This is a genomic window from Candidatus Methanoplasma cognatum, from assembly GCA_009777615.1.
GTDB lineage: Archaea > Thermoplasmatota > Thermoplasmata > Methanomassiliicoccales > Methanomethylophilaceae > Methanoplasma > Methanoplasma cognatum.
The window spans coordinates 42,598-66,638 of record WRLM01000003.1; the positions used below are offsets into that span (position 1 = coordinate 42,598).

Annotated in this window: 26 protein-coding genes, 1 tRNA gene and 1 other RNA gene; 10 read left to right on the forward strand and 18 right to left on the reverse strand. The window is 52.4% G+C overall.

The features are described 5' to 3' along the window. Positions 1 to 39: 39 nt before the first annotated feature. The 5 genes from FWG96_04505 (at position 40) to sfsA (ending at position 3,871) form a co-directional block, all read left to right on the forward strand. Positions 40 to 978: a Na+-dependent transporter gene (locus tag FWG96_04505; GenBank protein MCL2032510.1), complete on the forward strand. Its 939-nt coding sequence runs from the start codon at positions 40 to 42 to the stop codon at positions 976 to 978. 31 nt (positions 979 to 1,009) lie between these two features. Further along, positions 1,010 to 1,094, forward strand: a tRNA-Ser gene (locus tag FWG96_04510). A 160-nt stretch (positions 1,095 to 1,254) separates the two neighbouring features. Beyond that, on the forward strand, positions 1,255 to 2,517 hold the full coding sequence (locus tag FWG96_04515) for a DUF4143 domain-containing protein (protein ID MCL2032511.1): 1,263 nt from the start codon (positions 1,255 to 1,257) through the stop codon (positions 2,515 to 2,517). 87 nt (positions 2,518 to 2,604) lie between these two features. After that, positions 2,605 to 3,174: a nitroreductase gene (locus tag FWG96_04520; protein MCL2032512.1), complete on the forward strand. Its 570-nt coding sequence runs from the start codon at positions 2,605 to 2,607 to the stop codon at positions 3,172 to 3,174. A gap of 4 nt (positions 3,175 to 3,178) precedes the next feature. Then, complete coding sequence (gene sfsA, locus FWG96_04525; protein ID MCL2032513.1) at positions 3,179 to 3,871, forward strand: DNA/RNA nuclease SfsA; 693 nt, start codon at positions 3,179 to 3,181, stop codon at positions 3,869 to 3,871. Here the strand turns inward: sfsA and FWG96_04530 are convergent. Both FWG96_04530 and FWG96_04535 read right to left on the reverse strand, forming a co-directional pair. Next, positions 3,862 to 4,773, reverse strand: coding sequence for a hypothetical protein (locus FWG96_04530; GenBank protein ID MCL2032514.1), 912 nt, complete (start codon positions 4,771 to 4,773; stop codon positions 3,862 to 3,864). The two genes, sfsA and FWG96_04530, sit on opposite strands and share 10 nt — an antisense overlap. Beyond that, positions 4,770 to 5,723 (reverse strand): hypothetical protein, encoded by a 954-nt coding sequence (locus FWG96_04535; GenBank protein MCL2032515.1) that lies wholly within the window; start codon positions 5,721 to 5,723, stop codon positions 4,770 to 4,772. Before FWG96_04535 ends, FWG96_04530 begins: the two co-directional genes overlap by 4 nt. Before the next feature lie 252 nt (positions 5,724 to 5,975). On the opposite strand from FWG96_04535, the gene FWG96_04540 reads away from it, so the two are divergent. Further along, complete coding sequence (locus FWG96_04540) at positions 5,976 to 6,383, forward strand: flavodoxin domain-containing protein (GenBank protein ID MCL2032516.1); 408 nt, start codon at positions 5,976 to 5,978, stop codon at positions 6,381 to 6,383. Then, a complete protein-coding gene (locus FWG96_04545) occupies positions 6,380 to 6,661 on the forward strand; it encodes a DUF1294 domain-containing protein (GenBank protein MCL2032517.1) in 282 nt (93 codons plus the stop codon). Before FWG96_04540 ends, FWG96_04545 begins: the two co-directional genes overlap by 4 nt. Here FWG96_04545 and twy1 read toward each other — a convergent pair. The 5 genes from twy1 to FWG96_04570 all read right to left on the reverse strand — a co-directional run bounded on the left by twy1 (position 6,639) and on the right by FWG96_04570 (position 12,070). Next, entirely contained in the window at positions 6,639 to 7,595 is a 957-nt protein-coding gene (gene twy1 / locus FWG96_04550; GenBank protein MCL2032518.1) for a 4-demethylwyosine synthase TYW1, read from the reverse strand. The two genes, FWG96_04545 and twy1, sit on opposite strands and share 23 nt — an antisense overlap. Positions 7,596 to 7,603: 8 nt before the next feature. Further along, positions 7,604 to 9,013 (reverse strand): replication factor C large subunit, encoded by a 1,410-nt coding sequence (locus FWG96_04555; GenBank protein ID MCL2032519.1) that lies wholly within the window; start codon positions 9,011 to 9,013, stop codon positions 7,604 to 7,606. A 6-nt stretch (positions 9,014 to 9,019) separates the two neighbouring features. Then, positions 9,020 to 9,556: a zinc-ribbon domain-containing protein gene (locus tag FWG96_04560; GenBank protein MCL2032520.1), complete on the reverse strand. Its 537-nt coding sequence runs from the start codon at positions 9,554 to 9,556 to the stop codon at positions 9,020 to 9,022. 20 nt (positions 9,557 to 9,576) lie between these two features. After that, positions 9,577 to 10,359, reverse strand: a complete 783-nt coding sequence (locus FWG96_04565; GenBank protein ID MCL2032521.1) for an ATP-binding cassette domain-containing protein — start codon at positions 10,357 to 10,359, stop codon at positions 9,577 to 9,579. Between the two features lie 73 nt (positions 10,360 to 10,432). Then, positions 10,433 to 12,070 carry a sodium:solute symporter family protein gene (locus FWG96_04570; protein ID MCL2032522.1) on the reverse strand — a complete coding sequence of 546 codons (1,638 nt, stop codon included), beginning with the start codon at positions 12,068 to 12,070 and terminating at the stop codon, positions 10,433 to 10,435. Positions 12,071 to 12,353: 283 nt separating this feature from the next. On the opposite strand from FWG96_04570, the gene ffs reads away from it, so the two are divergent. Next, an RNA gene (gene ffs, locus FWG96_04575) (signal recognition particle sRNA) lies at positions 12,354 to 12,660 on the forward strand. Position 12,661: 1 nt separating this feature from the next. Here ffs and FWG96_04580 read toward each other — a convergent pair. Genes FWG96_04580 through FWG96_04595 form a run of 4 tightly spaced genes read right to left on the reverse strand, consistent with a single transcriptional unit; the run spans position 12,662 to position 17,104 of the window. After that, the gene (locus FWG96_04580; GenBank protein MCL2032523.1) at positions 12,662 to 13,639 is read right to left on the reverse strand and encodes a methanogenesis marker 2 protein; all 978 of its coding nucleotides are present in this window, start codon (positions 13,637 to 13,639) and stop codon (positions 12,662 to 12,664) included. A gap of 46 nt (positions 13,640 to 13,685) precedes the next feature. Continuing rightward, complete coding sequence (locus tag FWG96_04585) at positions 13,686 to 15,263, reverse strand: site-2 protease family protein (protein MCL2032524.1); 1,578 nt, start codon at positions 15,261 to 15,263, stop codon at positions 13,686 to 13,688. A 49-nt stretch (positions 15,264 to 15,312) separates the two neighbouring features. Continuing rightward, positions 15,313 to 15,975 (reverse strand): DUF115 domain-containing protein, encoded by a 663-nt coding sequence (locus tag FWG96_04590; GenBank protein MCL2032525.1) that lies wholly within the window; start codon positions 15,973 to 15,975, stop codon positions 15,313 to 15,315. After that, positions 15,965 to 17,104: a DUF373 family protein gene (locus FWG96_04595; protein ID MCL2032526.1), complete on the reverse strand. Its 1,140-nt coding sequence runs from the start codon at positions 17,102 to 17,104 to the stop codon at positions 15,965 to 15,967. The genes FWG96_04590 and FWG96_04595 overlap by 11 nt, the downstream gene beginning before the upstream one ends. Before the next feature lie 112 nt (positions 17,105 to 17,216). Here FWG96_04595 and FWG96_04600 point away from each other — a divergent pair, with 112 nt between their 5' ends. After that, positions 17,217 to 17,858, forward strand: coding sequence for an MBL fold metallo-hydrolase (locus tag FWG96_04600; protein ID MCL2032527.1), 642 nt, complete (start codon positions 17,217 to 17,219; stop codon positions 17,856 to 17,858). Here the strand turns inward: FWG96_04600 and FWG96_04605 are convergent, their stop codons facing one another. From FWG96_04605 to FWG96_04635, 7 genes are all read right to left on the reverse strand, one after another. After that, entirely contained in the window at positions 17,859 to 18,518 is a 660-nt protein-coding gene (locus tag FWG96_04605) for a translation initiation factor IF-6 (GenBank protein MCL2032528.1), read from the reverse strand. It abuts the gene before it with no gap. A 5-nt stretch (positions 18,519 to 18,523) separates the two neighbouring features. Continuing rightward, on the reverse strand, positions 18,524 to 18,787 hold the full coding sequence (locus FWG96_04610) for a 50S ribosomal protein L31e (protein MCL2032529.1): 264 nt from the start codon (positions 18,785 to 18,787) through the stop codon (positions 18,524 to 18,526). Between the two features lie 5 nt (positions 18,788 to 18,792). Further along, complete coding sequence (locus tag FWG96_04615; GenBank protein ID MCL2032530.1) at positions 18,793 to 18,948, reverse strand: 50S ribosomal protein L39e; 156 nt, start codon at positions 18,946 to 18,948, stop codon at positions 18,793 to 18,795. Positions 18,949 to 18,950: 2 nt separating this feature from the next. After that, the gene (locus FWG96_04620; GenBank protein ID MCL2032531.1) at positions 18,951 to 19,280 is read right to left on the reverse strand and encodes a DNA-binding protein; all 330 of its coding nucleotides are present in this window, start codon (positions 19,278 to 19,280) and stop codon (positions 18,951 to 18,953) included. An 11-nt stretch (positions 19,281 to 19,291) separates the two neighbouring features. Then, positions 19,292 to 19,720 (reverse strand): 30S ribosomal protein S19e, encoded by a 429-nt coding sequence (locus FWG96_04625; GenBank protein ID MCL2032532.1) that lies wholly within the window; start codon positions 19,718 to 19,720, stop codon positions 19,292 to 19,294. A 269-nt stretch (positions 19,721 to 19,989) separates the two neighbouring features. After that, the gene (locus FWG96_04630; GenBank protein ID MCL2032533.1) at positions 19,990 to 21,867 is read right to left on the reverse strand and encodes a DUF2207 domain-containing protein; all 1,878 of its coding nucleotides are present in this window, start codon (positions 21,865 to 21,867) and stop codon (positions 19,990 to 19,992) included. A 45-nt stretch (positions 21,868 to 21,912) separates the two neighbouring features. Continuing rightward, entirely contained in the window at positions 21,913 to 22,476 is a 564-nt protein-coding gene (locus FWG96_04635) for a LemA family protein (protein MCL2032534.1), read from the reverse strand. A 165-nt stretch (positions 22,477 to 22,641) separates the two neighbouring features. Between FWG96_04635 and FWG96_04640 the strand changes: the two genes are divergently transcribed. Beyond that, on the forward strand, positions 22,642 to 23,955 hold the full coding sequence (locus tag FWG96_04640; GenBank protein ID MCL2032535.1) for a hypothetical protein: 1,314 nt from the start codon (positions 22,642 to 22,644) through the stop codon (positions 23,953 to 23,955). The last annotated feature ends 86 nt before the right edge of the window (positions 23,956 to 24,041 follow it).

Here is a 24,041-nt window from a genome sequence, read left to right on the forward strand (position 1 = left end):
ATGCAAAACTTGTAAATATCGACTGCCGATAGAGGAATCATGGCGGCAATGAACATCCTTTCCAACATGAGGGTCTGGATAATACTGGGTGTTATATGCGCGTTTATAGTAGGGCCGATCGGCGACATCTCTTCTACGCTGATAGTGATCGTTCTCATAATCCAGATGACCTTGTCTATGGACGGGTTATCATTCAACGCAAAAAGCCTAAAAGAAAACAAAGGGCCGATATCGTATTCCGTTATCGCATGCTTCGGGATCTCGACTGCGGTAACGCTAGTCATAGGGTCTTTTTTCATTGCGGACCATCCTGAGATCTGGAAGGGCTGGGTCGTGCTTGCCGCCGTTCCGTGTGCGGTTTCCGTTGTGACAATGTCCTTCTTTTCCAAAGGGAACACAACGATGTGCGTTCTTTCTCTGGCGGTGATATATTTCATCGCGCTGGCGATGACGCCGCTCATAACATGGGCGCTGGCGGGGGAATCGGTCAGCGTATTGAGGATATTTTCCTACGTGGTGCTGTTCGTCGCCGTACCTATGGCGGCATCCGTTCCGCTGAAGAAAGTGAAGATAGGCAGAGATACCAGGATGATCGCGATAAGCGTCATGCTGTTCTTTGTTGTGTTGCTGTCCTTGGGGCAGAACAGGGAGTATCTTTTCTCGGAACCGGGCGTTGTGTTGTTAGTGGCGGCCGCATGCATCATCCGCGTATTTGCCGTCAGCTTCGCGGTGCTTCATTTCTTAAAAAAGAAAGGCACCCGGAGAGACGATAGCATGGTGTACGTCCCCATGGCGGTGTGGAAGAACTCGGGCCTCGGGGTGACGCTGTGCTTCGTTCTTTTCGGCAGCATGACGGAAGCGGTTATACCTTGTGCGATATCGCTTCTCATCGAACTTCTGTGGTTTGCAGCCATCACAAAGTACATAGAGAGAGTTTGGCCGGATAGCGCCGATCGTTCACACCCAGCCGACGGTTGAGTTAAATATGAACATAATATTGCCAAGCTAAGCGGAGGTAGCTAAGCCCGGCCCACGGCGCCGGTCTTGAAAACCGGTGGTGTTTCACCTCGGGGGTTCAAATCCCCTCCTCCGCGCTTTCTTATCAATCTCTCAACCTGCACGACGAGTTCGCTTAAAGAGGGCCAATTCACACATTAAGACTTTCGCAACTCTCACATCAAAATTCCCACAACTCTCACATCAAAATTCCCACAACTCTCACATTTAAATATGTTCCAGCACATATCTGATATTGTGGAAGAATATAAGCCAAGATTGGCCGATGGTGAACTCAGAAGAAAGCTTGGAGCAATAGGGGCCGTACTTATAACAGGGCCTAAATGGTGCGGCAAGACCACCACCGCTGAGCGGATTGCAAAAAGTGCGATCTACCTGCATGATGCGGATATGCGGGAGGCGTATCAACGGACATTGAAGGTCAAACCATCGCTCCTTCTCGAAGGTGAGAAACCGCGCCTCATTGACGAATGGCAGACCGCACCGATCCTTTGGGACGCAGTCAGATACAGCGTGGACAGATCATCCGAAGCGGGACAGTTCATCCTTACAGGGTCAACGACGGTTAACGAGTCAAAGATCTTACATTCGGGAGCAGGGAGGATAGGAAGGATGAGGATGCACACTATGAGTCTTTATGAGTCCGGGGATTCAACAGGCGATGTATCCTTGCGGAGCATGTTCGAGGGAAATGAGGTATCCGGCGTTTCCCCGCTATCGATAGAGGATGTTGCCGCGCTGATCGTCCGAGGAGGATGGCCGGGGTCATTGGGGAAGAGCCTTCTGGATGCACAGGTGCTGACCGAGAGCTACTGTGAGACGATACTCCGTTCAGAGGTCAAGACCGTAGACGGAGTGGATCGTGACAGCGATAAGATGCGCCAGGTCTTGAGATCCCTTTCGAGAAACGTTTCGACCCAGACGCCTGATACCACCATCATGGCCGATATGTCGGCTAAGGACAATGCGCCTATTCACATCAATACTCTGAAGGCATATGAGAAAACTCTGAGAGAGATTTATGTTATTGAGGATCTTCCCGCGTGGACCCCTAAACTGCGTTCGAAAACATCGGTCAGAACATCGGATACCAGACATCTGACCGACCCGGCTATAGCCGCATATTTCCTGGGAGCGACCCCGAAAGGCCTTTTTGCCGACCTGAAGACCTTCGGGTTGCTGTTCGAGTCCATGGTCGTAAGGGACATGAGGGTCTACGCACAGTCAGCGGGAGGGAACGTCTATCACTACAGGGATGGCGACGGAACGGAGGCGGACGCTGTGATCCAACTCCGCGACGGCAGATGGGGCGCTGTGGAGGTGAAGCTTGGATCGGGAATGATCGACGAAGCTGCAGAGAATCTGCTTAAGATAAAAAACAAGATCGAGAGTGAGTCCTTGGGGGAGATGTCCTTCCTTGCCGTTGTCACTGCGTCTGGATACGCATACACGCGCGAGGACGGCGTGCACGTAGTGCCGGCGGGATGTCTTAAAGATTGAATAACAAAGACACTGAAAAAGGCATTATTCATACCATGCCCGACATTCCCGTTAAGGGTTATATTCTGAGGACGCAGTACCGATATTATGAACGAAGCGCTAAAGAACATATATGACAGGTCATCAGTCAGAAAGTTCAAGAACGAAAAAGTCCCCGATGAATGCATAAAAGAGATACTCAAAGCCGGATTCTATGCGGCGAACGGCATGAACCGCCAGGCAGTCAGGTTCGTCGTCCTCGAAAACAAAGAGACGATCAAGAAATACAACAGAAAGGCAATATCTCTTTTTGCAGAGATGGCAAGGGCGGCAGGGCAGCCCAACCCGATGGCCGAAAAGATGGCCAACGACCCCAGTGCGGACATATTCTACGGAGCGCCGACGCTCGTATTCGTATTCACGGACCCGAGCGCAGTGACGCCGGTCGAAGACGGGTCGCTGACGGTGGGGAACATGATGCTTGCAGCGCATTCATTAGGATACGGAACATGCTTCATAGGTTTCGCGGCCGGATTGGGATATGATCAGGAATTCAGGAAGGAATTCAGCGTACCTGACGATCACAAATACGCAGCGTGCATGATACTCGGCAAGCCCGACGGCAGCATAGAAAAGCATCCCCGTTCCGAAGTGAAGATCCTGAAGTGGGTCAAGTGAAGCGATGAAGTATCCGAGCACTCTGACTGGCACTTTCATCGAAAGGCCCAACAGGTTCATTGCATACGTGGAGATAGACGGAAAGAAAGAGAGATGCCATGTCAAGAACACCGGCAGGTGCAGGGAACTTCTGATCCCGGGCGCAACAGCCGTGCTCAGTGTGCCGGACAACCCTGACAGATCCACCAGATACGATCTTATCGGCGTTTACAAGGGAGATATGTTGGTGAACATCGATTCCCAGGCGCCGAATAAAGTAGTCGAGGAGTCGATACACCGCATACCGGGGTTCGAGGATGCAGATAAAGTACGCCCGGAATACAGGTACGGGGACTCACGCATAGACATTTATGCAGAAAGTGGCGGTAAAATGAAATTAATGGAGATCAAGGGGGTCACCCTTGAAAAGAACGGCCTTGCTCTTTTCCCCGATGCACCTACCGAGCGCGGTCTCAAGCACGTGAGGGAACTGGAGGCCGCTCTGAAAGACGGGTACGAAGCGTACATAATGTTCCTTGTACAAATGTCCGGGCCCAAGGTCTTCTCTCCTCACTATGAGATGCATGAGGAGTTCGCATCAGAGGTCGAAAGAGCGTACGGATCCGGTGTAAAGGTGCTTGCTTACGATTCTGTCGTTACCGAAGACTCCATATCGCTGGGTAATCCCATTGACGTCGAGTTCGCAGGTCACTCGTAATCCACGTCGGCAGCATCGCCGCCGCCCGCTTCTTTAGCATCCTCTTCGATGATCTTCTGCACAAACTTCAGATATTTCCCGAGCGCCACTTCCTGATCGTTGATCATCTGGTGCACAAGATACACATTCTTCAGCGCCGGCGGGGCGTCTATGAATTTTCCGTTCTCCGGCTCGTCTCTTATCATATTCATGACGACGGACCTCATTGATTTTGTGCCGGCCATTGTGCCTTGGTAGCCAACCACCGCATCCAGCGCGGACGCCCCGTATGAGGTTGCGTTGATGTAACCCATCGCCGCATCGCACAGATCCGAATAGAAGTTGAAATCCACATCTTCCACAAGGTGGGTGAGCTTCTCGTGCAGCTTTTCCTGGTAGTACGCATATACCTCTATCTTCGATTTGCTGACGTCCGACACCAGTTCCGAAGGGCCGAACATATCCTTCATATCCTTGATGGTGAAGCTGGCGTTGATCTTGAATTTGCTGACGGTCTTATCGTTCAAAGTGATGACCATGTTCTTCCTTACGAGGTACATGTCGATAACAGGCTGGATTATCTTGTTGTGGCGTACGATCGCTTTTCTCTCTTCGCGTTTTTTCCTTTTTTTATTGCTGTTGGCATTGATAGTGTCAAGGATAATGACGGCAAAAAGCAGGGCGAACACGCTGCCCATGCTGCTTCTTAGAACATCTAATATATCCACTGTCCTGTTGGCGAGGAACAGGATGACCGATGCTATTGCTATGAATGAGATGATCGCAAGTATTGAGAGGACCAAAAGCCTTGAGGTGTGCGCCCTTTCAACACGGTCGGAAGGCTTCTTGTTCTTGGTGCTGAGCATGTCTGAATTCTTTATCGTACCTAGTATGTCCGGAACCTTTACTTTTGGGATCTTCATTGGATCACCCCGCATTTCATTATTACGTCTCTTATGAGCTCCTGGGTCTCCTGCGGTGTTTTGATCGTGTTGACAAGATACACTTCGCAGTTCGAAAGGAAATCCGAAAAGAACCTGCTTCTTATCTTTCCTTTGTGGTCATTCCAAATGATCTGATGGGGGTTGCACAGGTCGTTCAAAAGCAGGTAGTTCACTCCCTCTTCCGGCATAAGCCGCCTTATTGCGACGGGATCGGTATGGTCTCTTTTCATGAGGAAGACGTATCTGATCTTTGTCATCGGTATGACCGACGATTCGCCGGCAACCCACCTTACGTTCGCGATCCCCCGGCCTTTGTTGTCGAACCGCACGTGGCTTACAAGCGGCTTATACTCCTCCCAAACGTCTCCGATGTCGGCGTCGATGTAGCAGTTCTTCTCCGAACCGTGAGCGATCGGCCTCCTGTCGCCCAGTTTGACGAAGTACCAGTCGTCAGATATCAGATGCGCGTTGCTCATTCTCAGTAATCCCCACGACTGGGTCGTCTTTCCTGTCTTGGAAGGCGCTATCAGGGTCACCCCTATCCCATCCATATCGAGCACGGCGCCGTGGACCGAATAGGTGTCATGCGCCTCCTCCAGAATACTTCCGGATATCCCAAGCGCTATGCTTTTTATCCACCCGTAATAGTCGAAGTTGAAAAGGAAAGCTATGTTGTTTGCAGGTTCGAACAGGACCTTCATATCATAAGCCGGGTCGCAGATGGAGTAGATCTTCGCATGGGCCCTTATATCATCGGACATGGAGTAGAAGTTATCTTCCCACATATTCAGGTGTTCTCTGTCCTCCGTCAGGAACTCAACACACAGGCCGAAGATATCCACCTTGGAAGAGTACGATTTGAGGCCTTTATATTTCAGCCGCAGTTCCGAGGCTTTTTCGACGTCGATGAGTTCCACTTCATAGCTCATATGATCAAATGAAAATGGAGATATTCATATTTACTGGATTTGGTCGAAAGGTCCTTCTTTGGTTTGAATGGAGAGAATGCGGGCAGAGCCCGCATTGCAGATGTCTCACACTTGATATATACAAGTATTATCCGAGACGATCCGCGCTAATCCGCTCAAATCAAAGGGATTTGAAAGCATATAATTACATATACCAGCTACCGCGTTCACTCCCTCTGCACGGCATACTTGCGATGCCGAGGGGATGAGATAATGACAAATAAAGCAGTTGTTTACTCTTCGAAATTGGGAAAGACAAAGAAGATAGCAGCATATATTGCAAAAGAATTGAATGCCGACCTGTTTGATCTGAAGAAGCAGACCGCCATCAACCTTTCTGAATACAACCACATAATATTCGGCACAGGCATACACGCCGGGAAACCGTACCGTCCGCTTGTCGAATTCCTTGAAAAGAACAAAGAACAGTTCACCGGCAAAAAGAGGTCGCTTTTCCTCTCATGCATGTACGGTGATAAAAAGGGCGAGGAGCAGCTTAAAAGGGTCTCCGCCCAACTCGGTATCAGCGACGCTTCATTCTTTGTGGGAAAGGATGAAAAGAATGAAGAAGGGTTCGGAGCGTCCGTAGACGCCTTCATAAAGGAGATGTCCAGAAGATGAACGCGGACCCCGTTCATCTTATCATCATACTATATGTCATCTTGAACGGCGTTTCGTTCTTACTCTTCGGGGCGGATAAAAGGAAGGCAATAAAGGACAGATACAGGACCAAAGAATCGACCCTGATCATTTCCGGGATGGTCGGTCCTTTCGGTGCTCTGGCGGGGATGAGCGTTTTCAGGCACAAGACCAGGAAAATGAAATTCAAGATAATCTATCTGTTTCTGATCATACACCTGGTCCTGATCCTGTTCCTTATTCAGAGGTTCCTGATCTGAGCAGGCGGTATGTTCTGACGTCGGTGTTGATGTTCTTATCGCCCAGAAGGAGGACCCTGCTGTCCTCCCTTTCTTTAATTATGGACATCCCAGTGACATCTCCCAGCTGCGATGAGAAATCTTTTATTTCCTCGAAGGACGGCATTGACGTAAGCGAAAGTCTCTGTCTCGACGCGCCGACGAATACGTATCCTTTAGGTTCTATAAGGTCTGGGTCAGCTCTGATATCCAGCTTCCCGTACTCGTCCGCCCATCCGAAATTAAGGTCCTTCACCAGCGTATGTCTTATCACCGTCCTGGTATCGAGGGAAGGGAGCACGTCGAGCGTCCGCATCAGTCTGCTCCATCCGTCGCTTATCTTCGGTCTGCAGACCTTTTTGTATATCTCTTCGTTCGGAGCGGCTACCGTCACATACAGCTGCCTCGGCAGTTCATCCAGAGACGCCAGCTGGTCCGGGTATGTTCCGTTCGTTACCAGGAACGTCGTCATATTCCTTCTGTGGCATTCTTTGATGAAGTCCGACAGATAAGGATAGGTTATCGGTTCCCCCGCAAGGGATATCGCGACCTGATCCGGGTTGGAGGCTTCTTCGAACATCTCCCTCGGGCAGCGGGAATCTCCTTTGAACCCCGATATGAGAAGCCTCTGGTGGGCTATCAGAGCATCCAGCATCTCTTTGGGCTCCGCCCATTCTTCTACTTCGAAGTCCCTTTCCTGCACCCTCCAGCAGAAACTGCACTGCTGGCTGCATTCGTTTATCGCCGGGGTCATCTGCAGGCACCTGTGGCTCTTGATGCCGTAGAAATCCTGTTTGTAGCAATGGCGGCCGTGTATCATACTTTCCTTCAGCCAGTGGCAGAGCTTCACCGCCGCGTGGTCTTTATAGAGACGGTACTGCTGCTTCACCAGCAATTCCTTGTATGATTCGTCCATTCGATCCCTCAGAAGTCAAGCAGTCTGCTTTGCGGTTTCCCGTTCGTTGCAGGAGCGGGTCTTTCGGAAGGTCCCTCATCCCTTTCGGGAGGGGCGGATACGGCCTGTTTTACAGGTTCCGGCGCTGTCGGGTAAGCTTCTTTTACGATCTTTGAGTCTATCTTTGAATTCAGAAGCAATCCGAGTTCCTCGGGTTCTAGACACATGTCCTTTGCAAGCATCGCTCTGAACTCCGGATCGTTCATCGCGATCTCTTTCAGCGATCCCAGGATATCCGTGTCAACTCTTTTTGTGGATGTGTGGAGGGAACATGCTATTTTGTAGGATAGCGAAGATTTCAGCGCCCGCGCCGTTTTCGACCTTGACATCTTCATCAGGTACTGCGGGAATCTGAGCCTGCCGTCGGACGTCCTGCCGCCGATCCTCGATGTGGAAACGCCGGCGGTCATCATCACGCTCGCGTACGACCACAGCCCGTAATACTGGCGCCTGCTGACCCTTCCCAGGAATACGTCCGCTCTGGAAAGCTTCCCGTATCCTCTTACCAGGTCGCCGTGGTCCTTGTACTCGTACGGAAGGTTCTCGTCCACCCAAAGCATGGCCGTCTCCGGGTCCACATCAGTGTCAGACAGCGCCCTGTATGCACCGAAGGGATCATTGCCTCTGAACATCCTTTCCAGCACGGAATACATGTCCTTCTTGGCGAACCTCTCCTGCAGGCTCTCAGCGGAGGATACGTCAATGAAGTCCCGCCCTTGGGAAAGGGCTTCAAGGTCCCTTACCGCCGCCCGCATATCTCCGTTAGAGTTCTCGGCGATCCTCATAAGAACAGTATCGTCGGCGGTGACGCCTTCCGAGAGCGCTATCTTCTTCAAAGCGCCGGCGATGGATCTCGCGGTCGGTTTTCTGAATGTTATCTGAATGGTGTCCGTTTTCACGGTCGAGCTTTTTTTTGAGAGAGCATAGAAATCGTTGACTATCAGGATGACTGGCTGCTTTGTCGTTTTTATGAGCTCATTGATCACAGGCAGAGCCCCTCTGTCGGCATTTCCGAATAAATTATCAGCTTCGTCCAGGATGATGAGCTTTTTTCTGCCTTCTTTGTTACTTTTGTACTCCTCATCCATTCCCAGCGAGTTGAAGTAAGATCCTCTTAAAGCCACTTCTTTGATAACGGCGCCCGTTCTTTGGTCGGAGGCGTTCATCTCTACCATATCCCACCCCTTCTCGTTGGCCAGAGCTTCGGCGGACGATGTCTTGCCCACTCCCGGTGATCCTATCAGAACGACGGCGCGTTTCTTGGGCATGCCGTTCTTCCATGATTCCGCCCATTCCGCCAGTTCCCCCGCCGCCGAGGGGTTGCCTATGACATCCGAAAGTTTCTTCGGCCTATACTTTTCAGTCCAGTCCTCGGTCATGGCGCATCACTCGGCGGTCTTCGGCGGCATGAAAGCCAGAACAACCACTTCCATCGCCTGCATGAAGTAGACGAATAAGGATGTTATCACGAACATCAGCGTCATAAGGAGGGATTCATCCATTCCGCTCTTTATAAAGAACATGAACACGGATATCATGAGGAATATGGCTCCCCTTTTCCATTTCTTGAAATACAGGTGGCCGAGCCCGTATATGCTGTACAGCCCGGTGCCAAAGACATCCGGCATAAATCCCAGAACCCCCGGCACGAGGGCGAGGATCAGCCCTACCCATCCGTATTTTACCATGCGGGGCCTGAACACCACCATCTGTGTTCTGGATAACGGCTGGCCGCAGCTGCGGCAGAACATATCATCAGGAGACATCTTCGCGCCGCATGACGCACAAATGTCCGTTTCCGGCGGTATGAAATTCCCGGCCTGGTCCAGCCTTATCGTGTTGTCTTTCTTCCTTCCGCACGAATGGCAGAATTCCGAATCCTCGGGTATCTCGCTCCCGCATTCAGGGCAAATATATCTCATCTGTTTCCCCAGCCGTATGCTTACATGTGCATACGATAAATCCCATCATCACATTCAACCTTAATAGGCTCATCGTAGAGTCCGCTCATTGTTTCTTCGGTGAAGAGTGCATCCTTTTTACCGTCGGCGAATAATCTGCCGTCCCTCATCATTATGACGCGGTCAATGCTCTTAGGTATGTCCGCAAGATCGTGCGTCACTATGATCAGGCTGACGCCCGCTCTTATCAGGATATCGAACATGCTTCTGAATTTTGACGCCATCACGACGTCAAGGCCGGTCATAGGTTCGTCCATGACGAGAACACTCGGTTCGGTGACGAGCGCTCTTGCGATCAGCGTGCGCCTCATCTCGCCGACGGAGAGCCCACCTATCGCTCTGTCAAGGAGGTCGTCTATACCCATCATGGCGGCCGCGCTCCAGACCTTTGAGAGCATCTCCTCGGTCACGTTCATGTTCCTGAAAACGTCAAGGCTTCCGAAGAATCCCGAAGCGATGACCTCACTTACTTTGGTATCGTCTCCGAATTGGCTTTGAAGGTCCATCGATACGATCCCCATCCTGCTCCTTACTTCGAAAACGTTCCAGTTATCCTCTCCGAATATCTTCATGACAGCGGGGGAGTCCTCATTGTAGTAGGGGTGTATCTCCCCCCTCAGCAATTTCATCAGCGTGGTCTTCCCGGAGCCGTTCTTTCCGATCACTGCGGCGCTTTCGTTCTCCTCTATCGAAAGATCTATGGAATCAAGGATCCTCTTTCCGTTCCTCACGACGGAGACGTCTCTCATTTCCAGCATCTTCATGAAAACCGATAGATGAACATCCCTAAAAATGTTACACAAAAAAGTGAAAGGGGGAAGAAGTTTGAGGCTGTTATTAGGAATCTGTGTTGTTCTCATCTGCCTCTGCGGGCGCCTCCGCCGGTATGGGGTTCCTCACCCTGTCTATGAGGTATATTACGGCCAAAGTGATCACGGACAAGGGAAGCGCGACTACCAAAGCGTCGACAAACATTATGTTCGAATCCATGAACAAGACCGCATTGCCGGTGATCCATTTGCATATTGGCAGGAATATCGACGAACTTGCGTTGATGAACAATGCCCAGAACAAATATGCAGCGGTACCCACAGAGACGCTGGCAAGCGCGGCGTTCTTTCTGGGATTCTTTGCGAACAGACCGTATGTCATAAGCGGCAGCAGCGCCGCCGCAGTGATGCCCATGAACAAAGACGTCGCTTTGGCGATGATGTCGTTAGGCATGAGATAACAATACACCACGATCAGCACCATTGCAATTGCCGTCACTGATCTGTTTACCTTCAGCGATTGGAAGTCTTCGTTCTTTTTGGTCATCCTGTTCTTCAATATTGTGTAAAGATCGTGTCCTCCAGCCGCACCTATCGTATGCATAAGGGCGCTGAGAGTGGAGATCGCGGCGCACAGCAGCGATAATATGAAGATACAGATGAATATCTCTCCGGACGTTGAACCGCCGAACGCGCCGAGCACATACTCAGGTATGATGAAGTCCACTCCAAGGTGGAGCACGTTTGTAACATAATCGAACGCAGACATGCCGAAATTCTCAAAGAAGTAAATGTTGCATAATGCGCCGACGGTATAGGCGCTCCCTACAATGATGAATATGAACAAGCTGCCCACTATCATGGAGCGCTTGAGCATTCTGTCATTTTTTGCTGACATGAATCTTACCACAAGCTGAGGCTGCGTCAAAGCGCCGATACCCACTCCTAGCAGGAACGTAGATACCACCAACCACCATTCTTCTGTTCCAAATGATGGGAACGAAGCCAAGTCATTGGCTCCGTTCAGTGTACCTGGGCCTTTTAAGCCGGCAAGCGATCCGAAGTCGCCCAGAGTATATACGGTGACCGCCAATATGACGATCATGCCGATAAGCATGACTCCTGCCTGCAAAGCGTCGTTGTACATGACGGCGATTATCCCGCCGTATACGACGTACAGACCGACGATGATCGCCAGTATTATCAATATGACGTCATAGAACTCGTTCAGGCCGGTAAGCACCACGAGGGTGTTAACTCCGCCTTTCAGAACTGCGGCGCAGTAAATGGGCATCATTATGATTATTATCAGTGCAGTGAACCCGCGGATCCCTTTGGATTTATATATCTTTCCAAGCAGATCCGCGAAGGTCGACGCCCCGAGTTTTCTTCCGACCCTCCTGACTCTGGGTCCGAACACGACGAACGCCACGAACAGCCCGAGGAACAGGTTCAGGAAGCACAGCCACATCAAGGCCGGACCGTGCGTGGCGGCCTGGCCTCCGAACCCTATTATGGCAGAGGCGCTCAGGAACGTCGCCCCATATGAAAGAGCGATTATAAAGGAATTGGATTTGTTTCTTCCGAGAAGGAATTGCTGATTGTCTTTCGTGTTGCGGTATCCATACAGACCCAGCAGTATCGTCACCGCGACGAACACTATCATCAGTCCGAAAAAAAGGCTCAGAGATACGCCTTCAGCCATCACTCCTCACCTTCTTCTTCGTCAATTTCATCATCTTTTTTGAATATAGCCCATCCGCAGCATAAGATCACACTGAGAAAACATCCGATGTATGCCCCTATGATGTATGGGTCGGTCAATCCGAAGAATGTCATTTTAACACCTACGTGCTAAGTGTTAGCACGGCGCACACATCATTAGCGAAGTAATATTTAATACATGCTCTGAAATAAAATGAAAAACCTGCTTGCGGCCACCTACCAGCAATAGAAAGATATTATATACCCTCCCTCAATAGACCTAGCGTTAGGCTTGACCGGGGAGCTTGGCGTGCCCTATACCCGCAACCGTCAATAGCGGGGGTGACTGCAGAGGGCGGCAAAGCTGAGGGTCCAAGCCCGCAGAGTGACTATGAGATCTTGTCCTGCAGAGCCGGAGTTTGTGTGCTGAACGGCCGGAGGGTCGTATCGCCCGCATTAATCGGGGAAACCGGGTCAGGTCCTGACGGGAGCAGCCTTACCTCGTGCTACTGACGTTTGCGGGGTCGCAGGGTTGAGAAGCGATGCGGTCAACTTGGGTCAAGATGCGATGTCCACCTCTGTGGCCTAACACTCATCTTTTCCTGGGTGAGCACCCGGTTATGATGTCCTTCTCAAAATCGAACAGGACCTTTGTTTCTCCGTCCATGCTGAGTTTCAGCTTCAGGGAATCGTCGATCTTTCCCACAACGGCGCCTTCGCACCCAACGGTCTCGAAGAGTCCGATGACCTCGGATGAATTCTCCGGCGGACAAGCGAACAAGAATCCGAATCCCTGATATGAGAGAAGCCATTGGATCAGATCAACACCATCGGGTATAGGTATCTTCTTTATGTCCACTGTGCCCCCCTTCATAGAACTTTCAAGCATCATGCCGAGCGTCCCCACACATCCGGGATTGCTCATATCTTTCGCTGAATGGACCAAATGCTTTGACGCAATAACGGACATCATCTCTATCTGGGCCTGGACCAGCGCATCTTCTTTTCTCGACGTGGTGTCCCATGCATATCTCAGGCCCGGCGGGTAAAAACCGTCGAGATCCATTACAAAAACAATATCGTCGTTATCCTTCGCTCTGCAGCTCAGTATAATGTCTCTTTTAGGGACGGTTCCCATTATCGAAATGTCGATCGCGTTATATTTGCAGTCCGGGTGTGTGTGCCCCCCTACGATGGGGACGTTGAATTTCTTCACCGCCCTGGACATCCCCTTCAATATCTGGTTGCAGACCGCACTCTTTGACAATGAGAGAACATCCACCATGGCCAGCGGTCTGCCGCCCATGGCGGCTATGTCGTTCACATTGACGAGAACGGCAAAGTACCCTGCGTAGAACGGATCGGAATTCACAAGGGACTCCATTATGCCGTCGGCTGCGAACAATATGTAATCGTCGCCGTACTCAACCGCTGCCGCATCTTCGCCCTCAGAGGCCGCGACCCACGGGAAATCCCTTGTGGAAAGGGATCCCACTATTTCGCGAACCGGCCTCTTCCGGGTAACTCCAGGGAATGTCCTTATAGCCTCAATAATGGCCTCCAGAGTCATCGCTACCGCATATACGAAAGAAGATAAAGTTTGTTGTATGGAACGGTCAGAAAAGGACGGCCGCCATCACAAGCACCAGCATGAATATCATTACTAACGACAGAGAACTCGTTATACTGGCGGTGATCTTCTCCCTTCTCTTCTCATCCTTCATTCCAAGCCGCTGAAGCAGTGCGCTGAGGCCTCCCTGGAAAATGAATCCTCCGTCGAAGGGGTATGCGGGGATGGCGTTCGACACTCCGAGCATTATGTTCAGCCAGAATATCCAATAAAGCACACTTACCAATACCCAGAACATGTCGCCCAGCGGGACGTCATACCACCAGTGTGTGACCTCCGGGATCGGGGAGAAACCTTTCAAAGGCCCGCCGATATATGTCAGCATGGACCATGCCGCCGTCGTTATAGATTCGGCGCCGTATATTGGGTTCCTTCCCGTATCCAGTATTATGTCGGGAGTGGTGAAGCTCATTCCTGATACAGACGTACCTATCCCTATGTACCCCACCCCTCCATTGTCTCCCAGTGTCAGAGTTTTGGTGAAGGTCTCCGTCCCATCGGCGGTCATGCACAAAATATCCGCCGTTTCTCCAGGCTTGGTGGTCTGCATGAAAGATAAGAATTCCAAATAGTCATGGATCTTTTCGCCGTTAATAGATAAAATGAATGTTTTGTAAAGAACCTTCTCCGGTTCGCAAGCAGTCTTGTCCGATTCGCATTGTTCTTTGTCCGATTCATTAAGCTTCCAGGCCGGACTATCCTTTGTGACCGATTCGATGAACAGCCCCCATATCAGATCCGCCGTATGCTCGCTGTCTTTGGTAAGGTATGTGATCTGTACTACATCCCCCGGCTCCCAGGAGTATGTCATGGTGTGATCTTCCCAATAGAAGTATTCCTCGCCGTTGACCAACTCTATTATCGCCCCGCTGGGGATGCCTGCAGAATGGGCAGGCGAGTCCGATGATACCGCATAAACGCCGGTGTTGTCCCCATATGAGGACGAGACGTTACCAAGCATCAGAACGGCGAATATGGAGAATATCGCCACAGCTACTATGAAGTTGACCGATATTCCTGCCGAATACAGATCCAGCTTCGCTCTTCTTGAGCTTTTTTCGATGTCCTCTTCGTTTGGTTCCACGAACGCGCCCAGGGGAATGACCCCGTACAGAACGCCTGTAGAGTCAACCCGCATGTTGTTTGCCCGGGTCTGCATGCCGTGCGCAAGCTCATGGACAACCATAGCGACCACCAACCCCAACCACCCATAATGTATGGGGATAAGGGGATTCAGGCCCGGTATGGCCAAACCCTTCTCCCAGCCGATCCCCGGAGCTGCAAGGCTGGCCGAAATATTACTTATCCCCACGACAATGATCAGGATCAAGAACACCATAAGGAACATCGAGATCGCAAGGGAGAGAGCGCCGAAGAACTTCCAGAATCTCTTGTAAACGGACAACCTCTCCATCATCCCGGTTCCCCATTTGGTCTTGATCATCACACAGGGGCCGTATTTTACGAGGCCGCGCGCCGCCGCCTTGGGGGATCTCCGCACCCAGATGTAGAATGGGACGTAGATGATCGTAAGGATAAGCAGGACAATATAGGTTGGATCCACGGCGCCGCCTCTGTTAACGAACCCTTATTACTGTTTTCTTATAAAAGGGTCAACGAGGCGTTTCGACGGAGACGTCGGGTTCGTTGTGGTCGAATATGATCTTTTTCGCCCACCATAACTTTTTGGCTTTGATCATCCGATCCGATCCTTCTTTTGAGGACGGCGTACTGAAATCGAATCCCAGGAGCAATATCTCCTTCGCCCCGAAATGCCTGGCGATGCACACGGCGCGGTCGCCATCCGTGAACCCGCCGTAATTGGACACAACATTGTCGGGCCTGGATTGCGTTGTGAGAACGACCGGACCTAAGAAGTCCTGCGCATACCTCTGTATCAGATGAGTATTGTCGCCGTGCGCGTGTATGAAAGTGACGGCGCCCTTCTTACTGGCTTCGATCTGCGGCCCGATCTCGCCGTCAAGGTCGGTCACCACGATGTCGGGGGCCACACTCATCTCTCTCAAAACTGCGACGGACGAGCCGGACGCGATGAGCGTGCCTCTCGGGGCGGCCGATGCGATATCCTTCTTCAGATCGTCGCTGTTACCGAATACCGTGGCTTTTCTCTGCATAACGACGTCATCATCAGATATGAGATAAGAATTCAGCATCAGCGCTTTCAGCATGCGCGCGGAACTTTCGTCCGTTAACGGATCATAACCGAAGTCTTCGAGTATCTCGTTATAGATTGGTTCCCAGTCCTCAGGCAGCATCCGCATCCGCGTCCTTTGTGTTCTCGGCGGCCTTGATCGCGCCTTTCATGCGGTGCTGAAGCAATGCGGACATCAGGGCCAGGATGATGCCTCCGATGAGTTCCGCAGCGAATACGGCGTTGCTCTTCAATCCCATATCGAAATATGCCAGAACGACGTCCAGCGCACCGGTCGCTATCAGTCCTATCGCGACGATATTTATGCTTCCGATTATGAAACTTATTTTGATCTTCTTAGCGGAGATGTATTGGTCGACCATGTCGCCGATCTGATAGGCGAGGATGGAGAATATCACAAGCCACAGGGCATTGGATATGAACCATAACGCGCCGAGGAAGAATGAAGGTATGTATATTTCGCCGAGGGAAAGGTATCCGGCGACCATGCCTATCAGGAAAAACAGCAGAGAGATCAGGACGAAAGAGACGGTGACGCTGCCGCTTCTTATCCTGGCCATCCATTTGACCCTCCAGAGGGATAACCACTCCGGTATGTTGTATCCGTACAGCAGTATGAACACGCCGATCAGGAAAACGACAAGAGGGGACGTGATGTTCGAAGGGGCGGTCCCGTCTCCTAAAGCTGATGCGATGGGAGGCACTATGAACAAGAGCATGATGAGAATGATTATCCACCCTATCGGAGCAAGGAATCTCTTTCTTTTGCCCGGATCCTCCAATATCTTGGACAGGATGTAGACCGTTCCTTCCAATCCGGGGGCCTGCTTGACATACACCTTCTTGACCGAATCAATGGGGATCCTTGACGACACTATCGGATAGACATATTCATCCTCCGCTCCGTCCCCGACCAGTATGACTCTGTCGGGAGAGATCATTTTGAGCACTTCTTCCAGCTCATCCACGATGGCGGCGTCCGATCTGTGGCCGACCTTTTCATTCCCGCCTATGAGCGCGATCTCCACTTCTGTGTTCCCTTCGGCTTTGATCTCCCTGTAGATGCTGATCGCTGCGTAAAGAGCATTGACGTCGGAGTCCTCTGGGTCGGCCACCCCTAATGCCGTTGCGGCTACGGAACACCCTTCCACACCCACAACCGGCGTCTCGATGCCGCCCTTGACGCCGAAGTCGTCATCCCTGTCCACAACGAGGACCAGTGTCTTCTTCATCGCTACTGGATTGTCTCATTAATATAAGAGGATGATGTGAATTGAAAAGGATAAGCGCCGGATGAGGGTCAAGAGGGGAAACGTTTTCTATCTGCTATGATATGGTCTTTCCATGCGCATCAAATGGCACGGACATTCGTGTTTTGAGTTCATTGATCTGGAGAATTCTCTGATAGTGGACCCGCACGATGGAAAATCCATTGGGATAAAACCCCCTGTTTCGAACGCCGGCATTGTGCTGATCTCGCACAATCATTTTGACCATAACGCACAGAGAATAATCAGAAACGAACATTCCGCACTTATCGCCGAGACGGGGGAGCGCGAGATAAGGGGAATGACGATCGAATGCCTTCCTTCGTTCCATGACGATATGGAGGGAACTCTCAGAGGAATGAACACCATCCATAAGTTCACTATGGACGGTATAACCATTTGCCACTGCGGCGACCTCGGAGAGATCCCGTCCGACGACGTCATCGAGGCCCTGAAGAATGTGGATATAATCTTTGTTCCAACGGGCGAGGTCTACACCCTCCCGATACCGAGACTGAAAAAATTCCTCGGTATCATCAACCCGAAGATAGTGGTTCCGATGCATTACAGGGTCGGGGGGCTCACACTCCCCCTGACGACGCTCGACGAGTTCCTGTCGGACGTGCCCAAGGACACGATAGTATACGTAGGCAACGAAGTGGAACTGTCTTCAGACGACATACAGGAATTCACAGGCGTCTGGGTCTTTGACAGGTGATCAATAGAGCGCCAAGCCGTCCTCTATCCTGCCCATTTCGACGGGTGTGGTTTCGTCTCCGATGAGCGCACCTTTCGAATTGCATAATATGCCCGACCCGACATATCCGGAGCCGTGGTTCACCGAACCTTTCTTCGCCTCCACGCCGAGGACATCCTTCAAAAGGGCGATGTCCTCCGCTGTGGCGTTCACGTTGCAGAGGCATCCTTTGTTCGTTGCGACGCATGCCGATCCGACCGTGCCGTAACCGGCAATGGCGGATCTGACAACCTCCACCCCCAGAGCATCGGCGATCCTCTTTTCCGCGCGGGGGCCCAGCACAGGGTTTATGATCGCGCCGTTGTCATTTGCGAGTACGTTGTTCCCTGCGGCATTTGCTTTATCGGGAAGCACGGTCACGTTTATCTTTTCCTTTATCTTTTCCAGTTCAGATGATTCTATCATCCCGGACACGACGGCGCCGTTGGAATTCATCCTCACGAGCGAACCGATGACAAAGGCCCCCGATATCGTCGTAAGGATCGTTTCCACTCCGAGCACCGCTTCTATATCCTCTGCGAAACCGGGTCCGGAGTTTGCCGCCACCAGCGACAGACTCTCGTTTACCGATGCATAAACTCCGATGTTCGGAGTGCCGTTGCAGCGGGAAAGTCTCATCATCCCTTTCACTCTGAAAGCGAGACCTCTACAAGTCCGTCGTCGAATTTGACGGCCTTGACGGTCACTTTCGACGGAGGGTTCCTTATCCCGTTCTGCCAGATCCTCTCGTTAAGGGAGGCATCTATCCAAACGTTATCCTCGTCGACCTTCATGTGTCTCATGATGTAGGACCTGACCTCTTTTATTGCGCGGGCGGACCTCTTCGTGCGGGGGGCCAGCTTTGTCTTTCTGAGAGGTATGGTCATTATCCTTTCGATCTCATCTGCCATATTCCTCACTCCTTCAGTTTGGTCATGCGCCATGATCTTCTCTTGGGGTGGCGCAGGAACTGTCTGTTCGTTCTCATCATGACCCATGCGGGCACGCGGCGGTTCTGTTTAATCTTTTTATTAAGCCTGCCTTTCATCGCAGGCGGTTTTGTACTGGACATCGTCATCTCCTCTCTATCTTGATCTCCCGCTGTTGGGGCATGATCTTCTTTAGAATGTCTCTGAGCATGGCGTCCGTTATCACTCCCTGCAGCCGTCCGCTCTGTGCGAGCTGGATCAGCTGCATCTCCACCATGTTGGCCTGTTCCGGGCTGGCAAGTTTTATGTTTGCCAGCCTGTCCCTCGCCTCGGGGGTGAGTATCTGTCTGAGTACGGACTGCTTCTGCATCTCGAATTGTCTGGCCTGTTCCTCCTGCGCGGCCTGGTTTGACTGCTGCGCCTGGACCTCTTCCATCCTTCTCCTTCTGAGTGCTTCCAATTCGGGATCTTCCATGCCTGACACCTTCATTCCTTTCTTTCGTCGAAGACCTCTTTTGCAGTGTTGTCAAGCAGCGACTGGCCCGCCGGGCTTATCATGCGGCCCTGCTTGCTTGTCGGCAGGAGATATCCGGCCGCCTCAAGCTGCATCATACATTTCCTCGCGATATTCCGGCTCCCTTTGACCGCCCTGTTGGGCATCGAACCCTTATCAGCGGACCCGCCGTATTCGGCGGCGAGCTTGGAGGACCCTAAGGGCCCCTTTACATAGAGCTTCCTGAGAATGGAGGCGGCCCTTGTGTACCACCAGTCCTCCTGCGTAGGCGCCCTTTCGGTGTGCCTGCCGGTCTTTGCGAACTCCGCCCAGCTCGGAGGGGTGATCTTATCGTTTCCCTTCAGTTTCTCCGCTGTTTTGAGTATGAGTTCGTCGGCAGGAACGTCATAGACTGTTACCATATTCATTCCTCGTATTTTGTCAGGAAGCGTGTCCCCGACAATCACGGACTTTGGTATAAGGGATGTTATATAAAAGCATAGCTGACTGAACATAATGTAAAACCGACCCCGCACGTCCGGCCAGGCCCCCGTGCGGCCTGCGGGAGAAATTCCCGCCACGGCATGAAAGATAAGCGTCCTTCATGATATCCGTGGGAAGGAGTATCTTATCGAAGTATATGAATTGAACTGTTACCCCCGTTCTCTACGATGCCGGTAGCGGGCCATGATCACCTGTGGCCTCCGCCCCCTCCTCCAAAACCTCCGCCTCCGCCGCCGGTAAATCCACCTCCGCCGCCGCTGCTGAAACCTCCTCCGCTGCTGCCTCCCCCGCCTCCGCGGACGAATGCCGTATACGAGGCCTGGTTGATCGAAGAGATACTTTGAGAGAGTCCGCCGACACTGTGGAGCACGTACATGTAGGTGAGAGTGTTCAAGCTCGAGCCGTACATTCCTGGCTCGGCGAACCGCACGTCCAGCTCCTTGATCACCTTGTCGGCCGCTCCGAGGGCAGCCGCATAGACCAGATGCTGTTCCCAGAGCGGGAGTTCCATGGCCCGTCTTTCTTTCATCAGCGTCATGTCTGTGTAGAACTTTTTCAGCGCAAGGACCTTTGCGCGTTCATCCTCGCCCTTGACGGTGAGGGGGCGGGATGTCCTTTCTGCGACGGCCGCCGACAACACGGCGATGATGAAAGAGATAAAGATGGCGGCCGGAATATAGTCAAAGAAATCAATGAAAGCGGCGATGCCTATGACCGGAACCGTCAGGATAAGCGGTATGAGAGGGATAATCTTCCACTTCGAATTCCGCCTCCCCAGAGCGTCATCGACATAACTGCCCGCATTGAATTCCTGTCTGTCGATCTCCGACAGCCGTATGTGATCCGCCGAGCCGCCTGCAACAGCTTTCTTTACCTGACTGAGCGTGATCCTGATATCGTCCTGTCCTTTCACGGTGCAAAAGAGCATGTTGTAAACGCCACGTTCGAATCTTGTCATAGGCGCGTCCCCGTTGAGGGAAACGAAAACGATCTCCTTTCCCGCGCCCGCCTCGATCGCAATTATTTTCTGAACCGCTAAATTCAGAACGGTGGCGGTTATCCTGTTGCCGAAACCGGTCCTTGCCAGTTTATAGTAGCCTCCCAATTGCGCCGCGATGTTCGGTTTGATCGAGGGCAGCTCGCGCAAATACGGCTGATTGAAATTCGGTTTGTTGCGGGGGAGAAGTTTGACCGTTAACACAAGGAGCAGCAATGCTGCGGACACCATCGCAACGATAAGCCACATCTGGATGTTTGCCAAAAGGATGACCAGTTCCGTATGCTCGCGGAATTTTCTTTCCTCATCAAGTATCGAACCGAAGGTTTTGTCCGTCCTTACCGGAGTTATGGAGTACAGTTCCGTCTGCTGGTTGACAACGCGGATCTCGAACATGGTGTATGCCTGCAGATTTGAACTTTTGAAAACAGCGTTCGCGGTGCCGCCTGCGAACTCGCAGTAGCCATTCGGATCTCCGTGGCCGAAGATGCGCGTTGCTGTCTGCGTACTGCCCGGCGGCATGGTGACGGTGACCGTCAGATCCTTAAGGTCATCTGAGAAATAGGTGAACACCTTGTAATAAAAATCAACGCAGTCGGAGTACCTGCCGACCACGTTCGCAAGTTCGTACTGAAAGACCACCGTATGCTCGCCTGACGCGGCTCTCTTGTAGAAAGCGTTCATCTCCCACTCGCCCGAAAGGGCATTCATGCCGTAGGAATAGAGCGCCATACCGCTGCCGCCCATGTACGTTGCCTGGCTGCCTGTTTCGTAGGAGACCAAATCAGCCGCCGTCCCGTCTATGATACAGCTGACGGACGATCCTATCAGCGCATTTACTTTCTCATCGGGGAATGAGATGTACATCTCGCCGCTGCTTATGCCGGACCACCTGAAATTGTAAGTTTCCGCTACTGCCACGCTGCCGTCCGCGCGGACCTCGATGTCCACATCTGTTTTGTAGTGATCGAATTCGTAATCCGGATCGTCCGGCAGGAAGGTTGCCAGAAGGATCACTACGAAAATAATACAAAAAACCGCGACCACGATCTTTTCTGTCCTTTTCACTCTGCCGCCCCCGCTGGTGATCGCATACGTTATCTCGGTACCGGCTCAGAAACTGACCCTGACATTTTCCAGCTCGGCTTCCGGTGCGTCAAAGAACTCTGCTTCCTTGAATTTGAGAATGGAGGCGAAGACGTTGCCCGGGAATGTCCTAACGGCTTTGTTATAGATCATGACCGTATCGTTATAGAAACTGCGTGAGACCGCAATGGTCCTTTCGATCTCCGAGAGCTCGTCCTGGAGCTTTACGAAGCCGATGTTCGCCTTAAGGTCCGGGTATTGTTCGCCGAGCGCGAACAATTTGCTGAGAGTTTCCGTAAGCTGATTGTTAGCTCTCGCAAGGTCGCGAACGCTGTTCGCCGAAGCTCCCGCGCTGCGGGCTGTGGTCACATTCTCAAGCGTTTCTTTCTCATGCTTGGCATAGCCTTTCACTGTCTCGACGAGGTTCGGCACGAGGTCGAACCTCTTTTTGCATTGTATCTTTATCTGACTGAAACTATTCTCGACCTTCAGTTTCTTTGCGACAAAGCTGTTGTAGAACAGTATCATCGCTGCGGCCGAGGCGACCAAGAGCAGACCCAAGATGATCAGACCAGTCCAAAGCGGCGACATTTTTACTTCCCCCTTCCTTACGCCTTTTGTTATGCGCGCTGCTGTATTTATATCCGCCCCGTGAAAAGGATGCCGGAGAAGATTAGTGTATTATATAGAACAGACAATATCAATCTGTAAGCAGACCGGCAGCTCCGGACTGTCCGGCTAAATGGGGAGAGACACATGTGGGGAAAGAACAGATATGGTATGGTAGCCCTCTCCGCCCTGGCAGTGCTGGCGATGGTCCTGCCGGCGGTCTCGGTGGCATCCGGGGAGGAAGGGTACGCGGATGGCGGGGAAGGTTTTGTCGTCACAAGCGCGGGTCTCCTTTTGGCGCCAGGAGAGAGCCCCCTCGCTGTAGGAGCCGTCCTCCTGATGCTTGGCGGCTCAGGCGAGCTGATATGGTCTAAGGACATCGAATGGTCCGGCGGCGGATACTCCGGCTTCCGATGGAACGATGTGCACTTGGTCCGCTCGGCCGCTGCAGTAGCGGACGGCTTCATCGCCGTCGGGGAACTCGTGGAGAAGTATGACACGGCGGGCAACCCCGTGTGGCAGAAGAGCTTTGACGAAGCGGGTGCGACCTTGTTCTTTTCGGTGACAGGGACGGCGGACGGCTTCATCGCAGCCGGGAACAGGGACGGCGACGGGATCATCATGAAGTGCGACGGCGAAGGCACGGTGATATGGGAGGCGAGCCTCGCCGCCCCCGGCAAGCGGTTCATATTCCAATCCGTGACGGTTGCCCCCGACGGGCTCGTTGCTACGGGATACTCCCACGACGCCACCTTCTTCGACGACAACTGGTCGGCCGGCCCCCGCAATACGGTCATCGCGAAGTTCAACGATAATGGCACGCTCCTTTGGAGCGATGAGCGCAGCATGCCTTACGACGCCACCTTCTGCTCGGTTGCGGCGGTTCCGGGCGGGGCGGTCGCCGTCGGCGGCTCGATCGGCAACCCGCTCATAGTGAGATATAGCAACAGCGGGGCCGTGCTGTGGGAGAAGGACGTCGTCGGTATGTCATCCGTTGAGTCGGTGATAGCCGTGCCGGGCGGGTTCGCGGTCGTGGGAGAAGCGTACCATGGCCCCACGTGGGACCGCGATGCGGTCATCGCGATGTTCAGCGACGCCGGCGATATCGTCTGGCGGAAAGACTTCGGCGGGGCGGACGATGATTCTTTCAGGTCCGTCGCCGCGGTGGAGGGCGGGCTGATCGCCGTTGGCTACTCGTATAAAGGATCGTTCGGCAACGGCGACCTTGCCGGCATAGAGTCGAAGAGCACGAGGGACACTATCATCGTGATGTTCGACGACACCGGCGGCGCGGCATGGGTGCAGAATACTCCCTGGGGGATTTCCGCCATCATCAATACGGAACCGGATATGTCGGGGGTGTGGCTGTGGATGGGCGCGTTTTCAATCGCCTTCGGGCTGGCATGCGGGGCAGCGTTCCTGCTCTCGGCAAGGAGACAGGGCGGACATGGCGCAGAATGATGAGAGCGAGTGAGTAAGGCACATACTCCTTCGCAGAGACACCGTGGTTGCCATTGCGCCTAATAATAGTATTATACTGAGCCAGA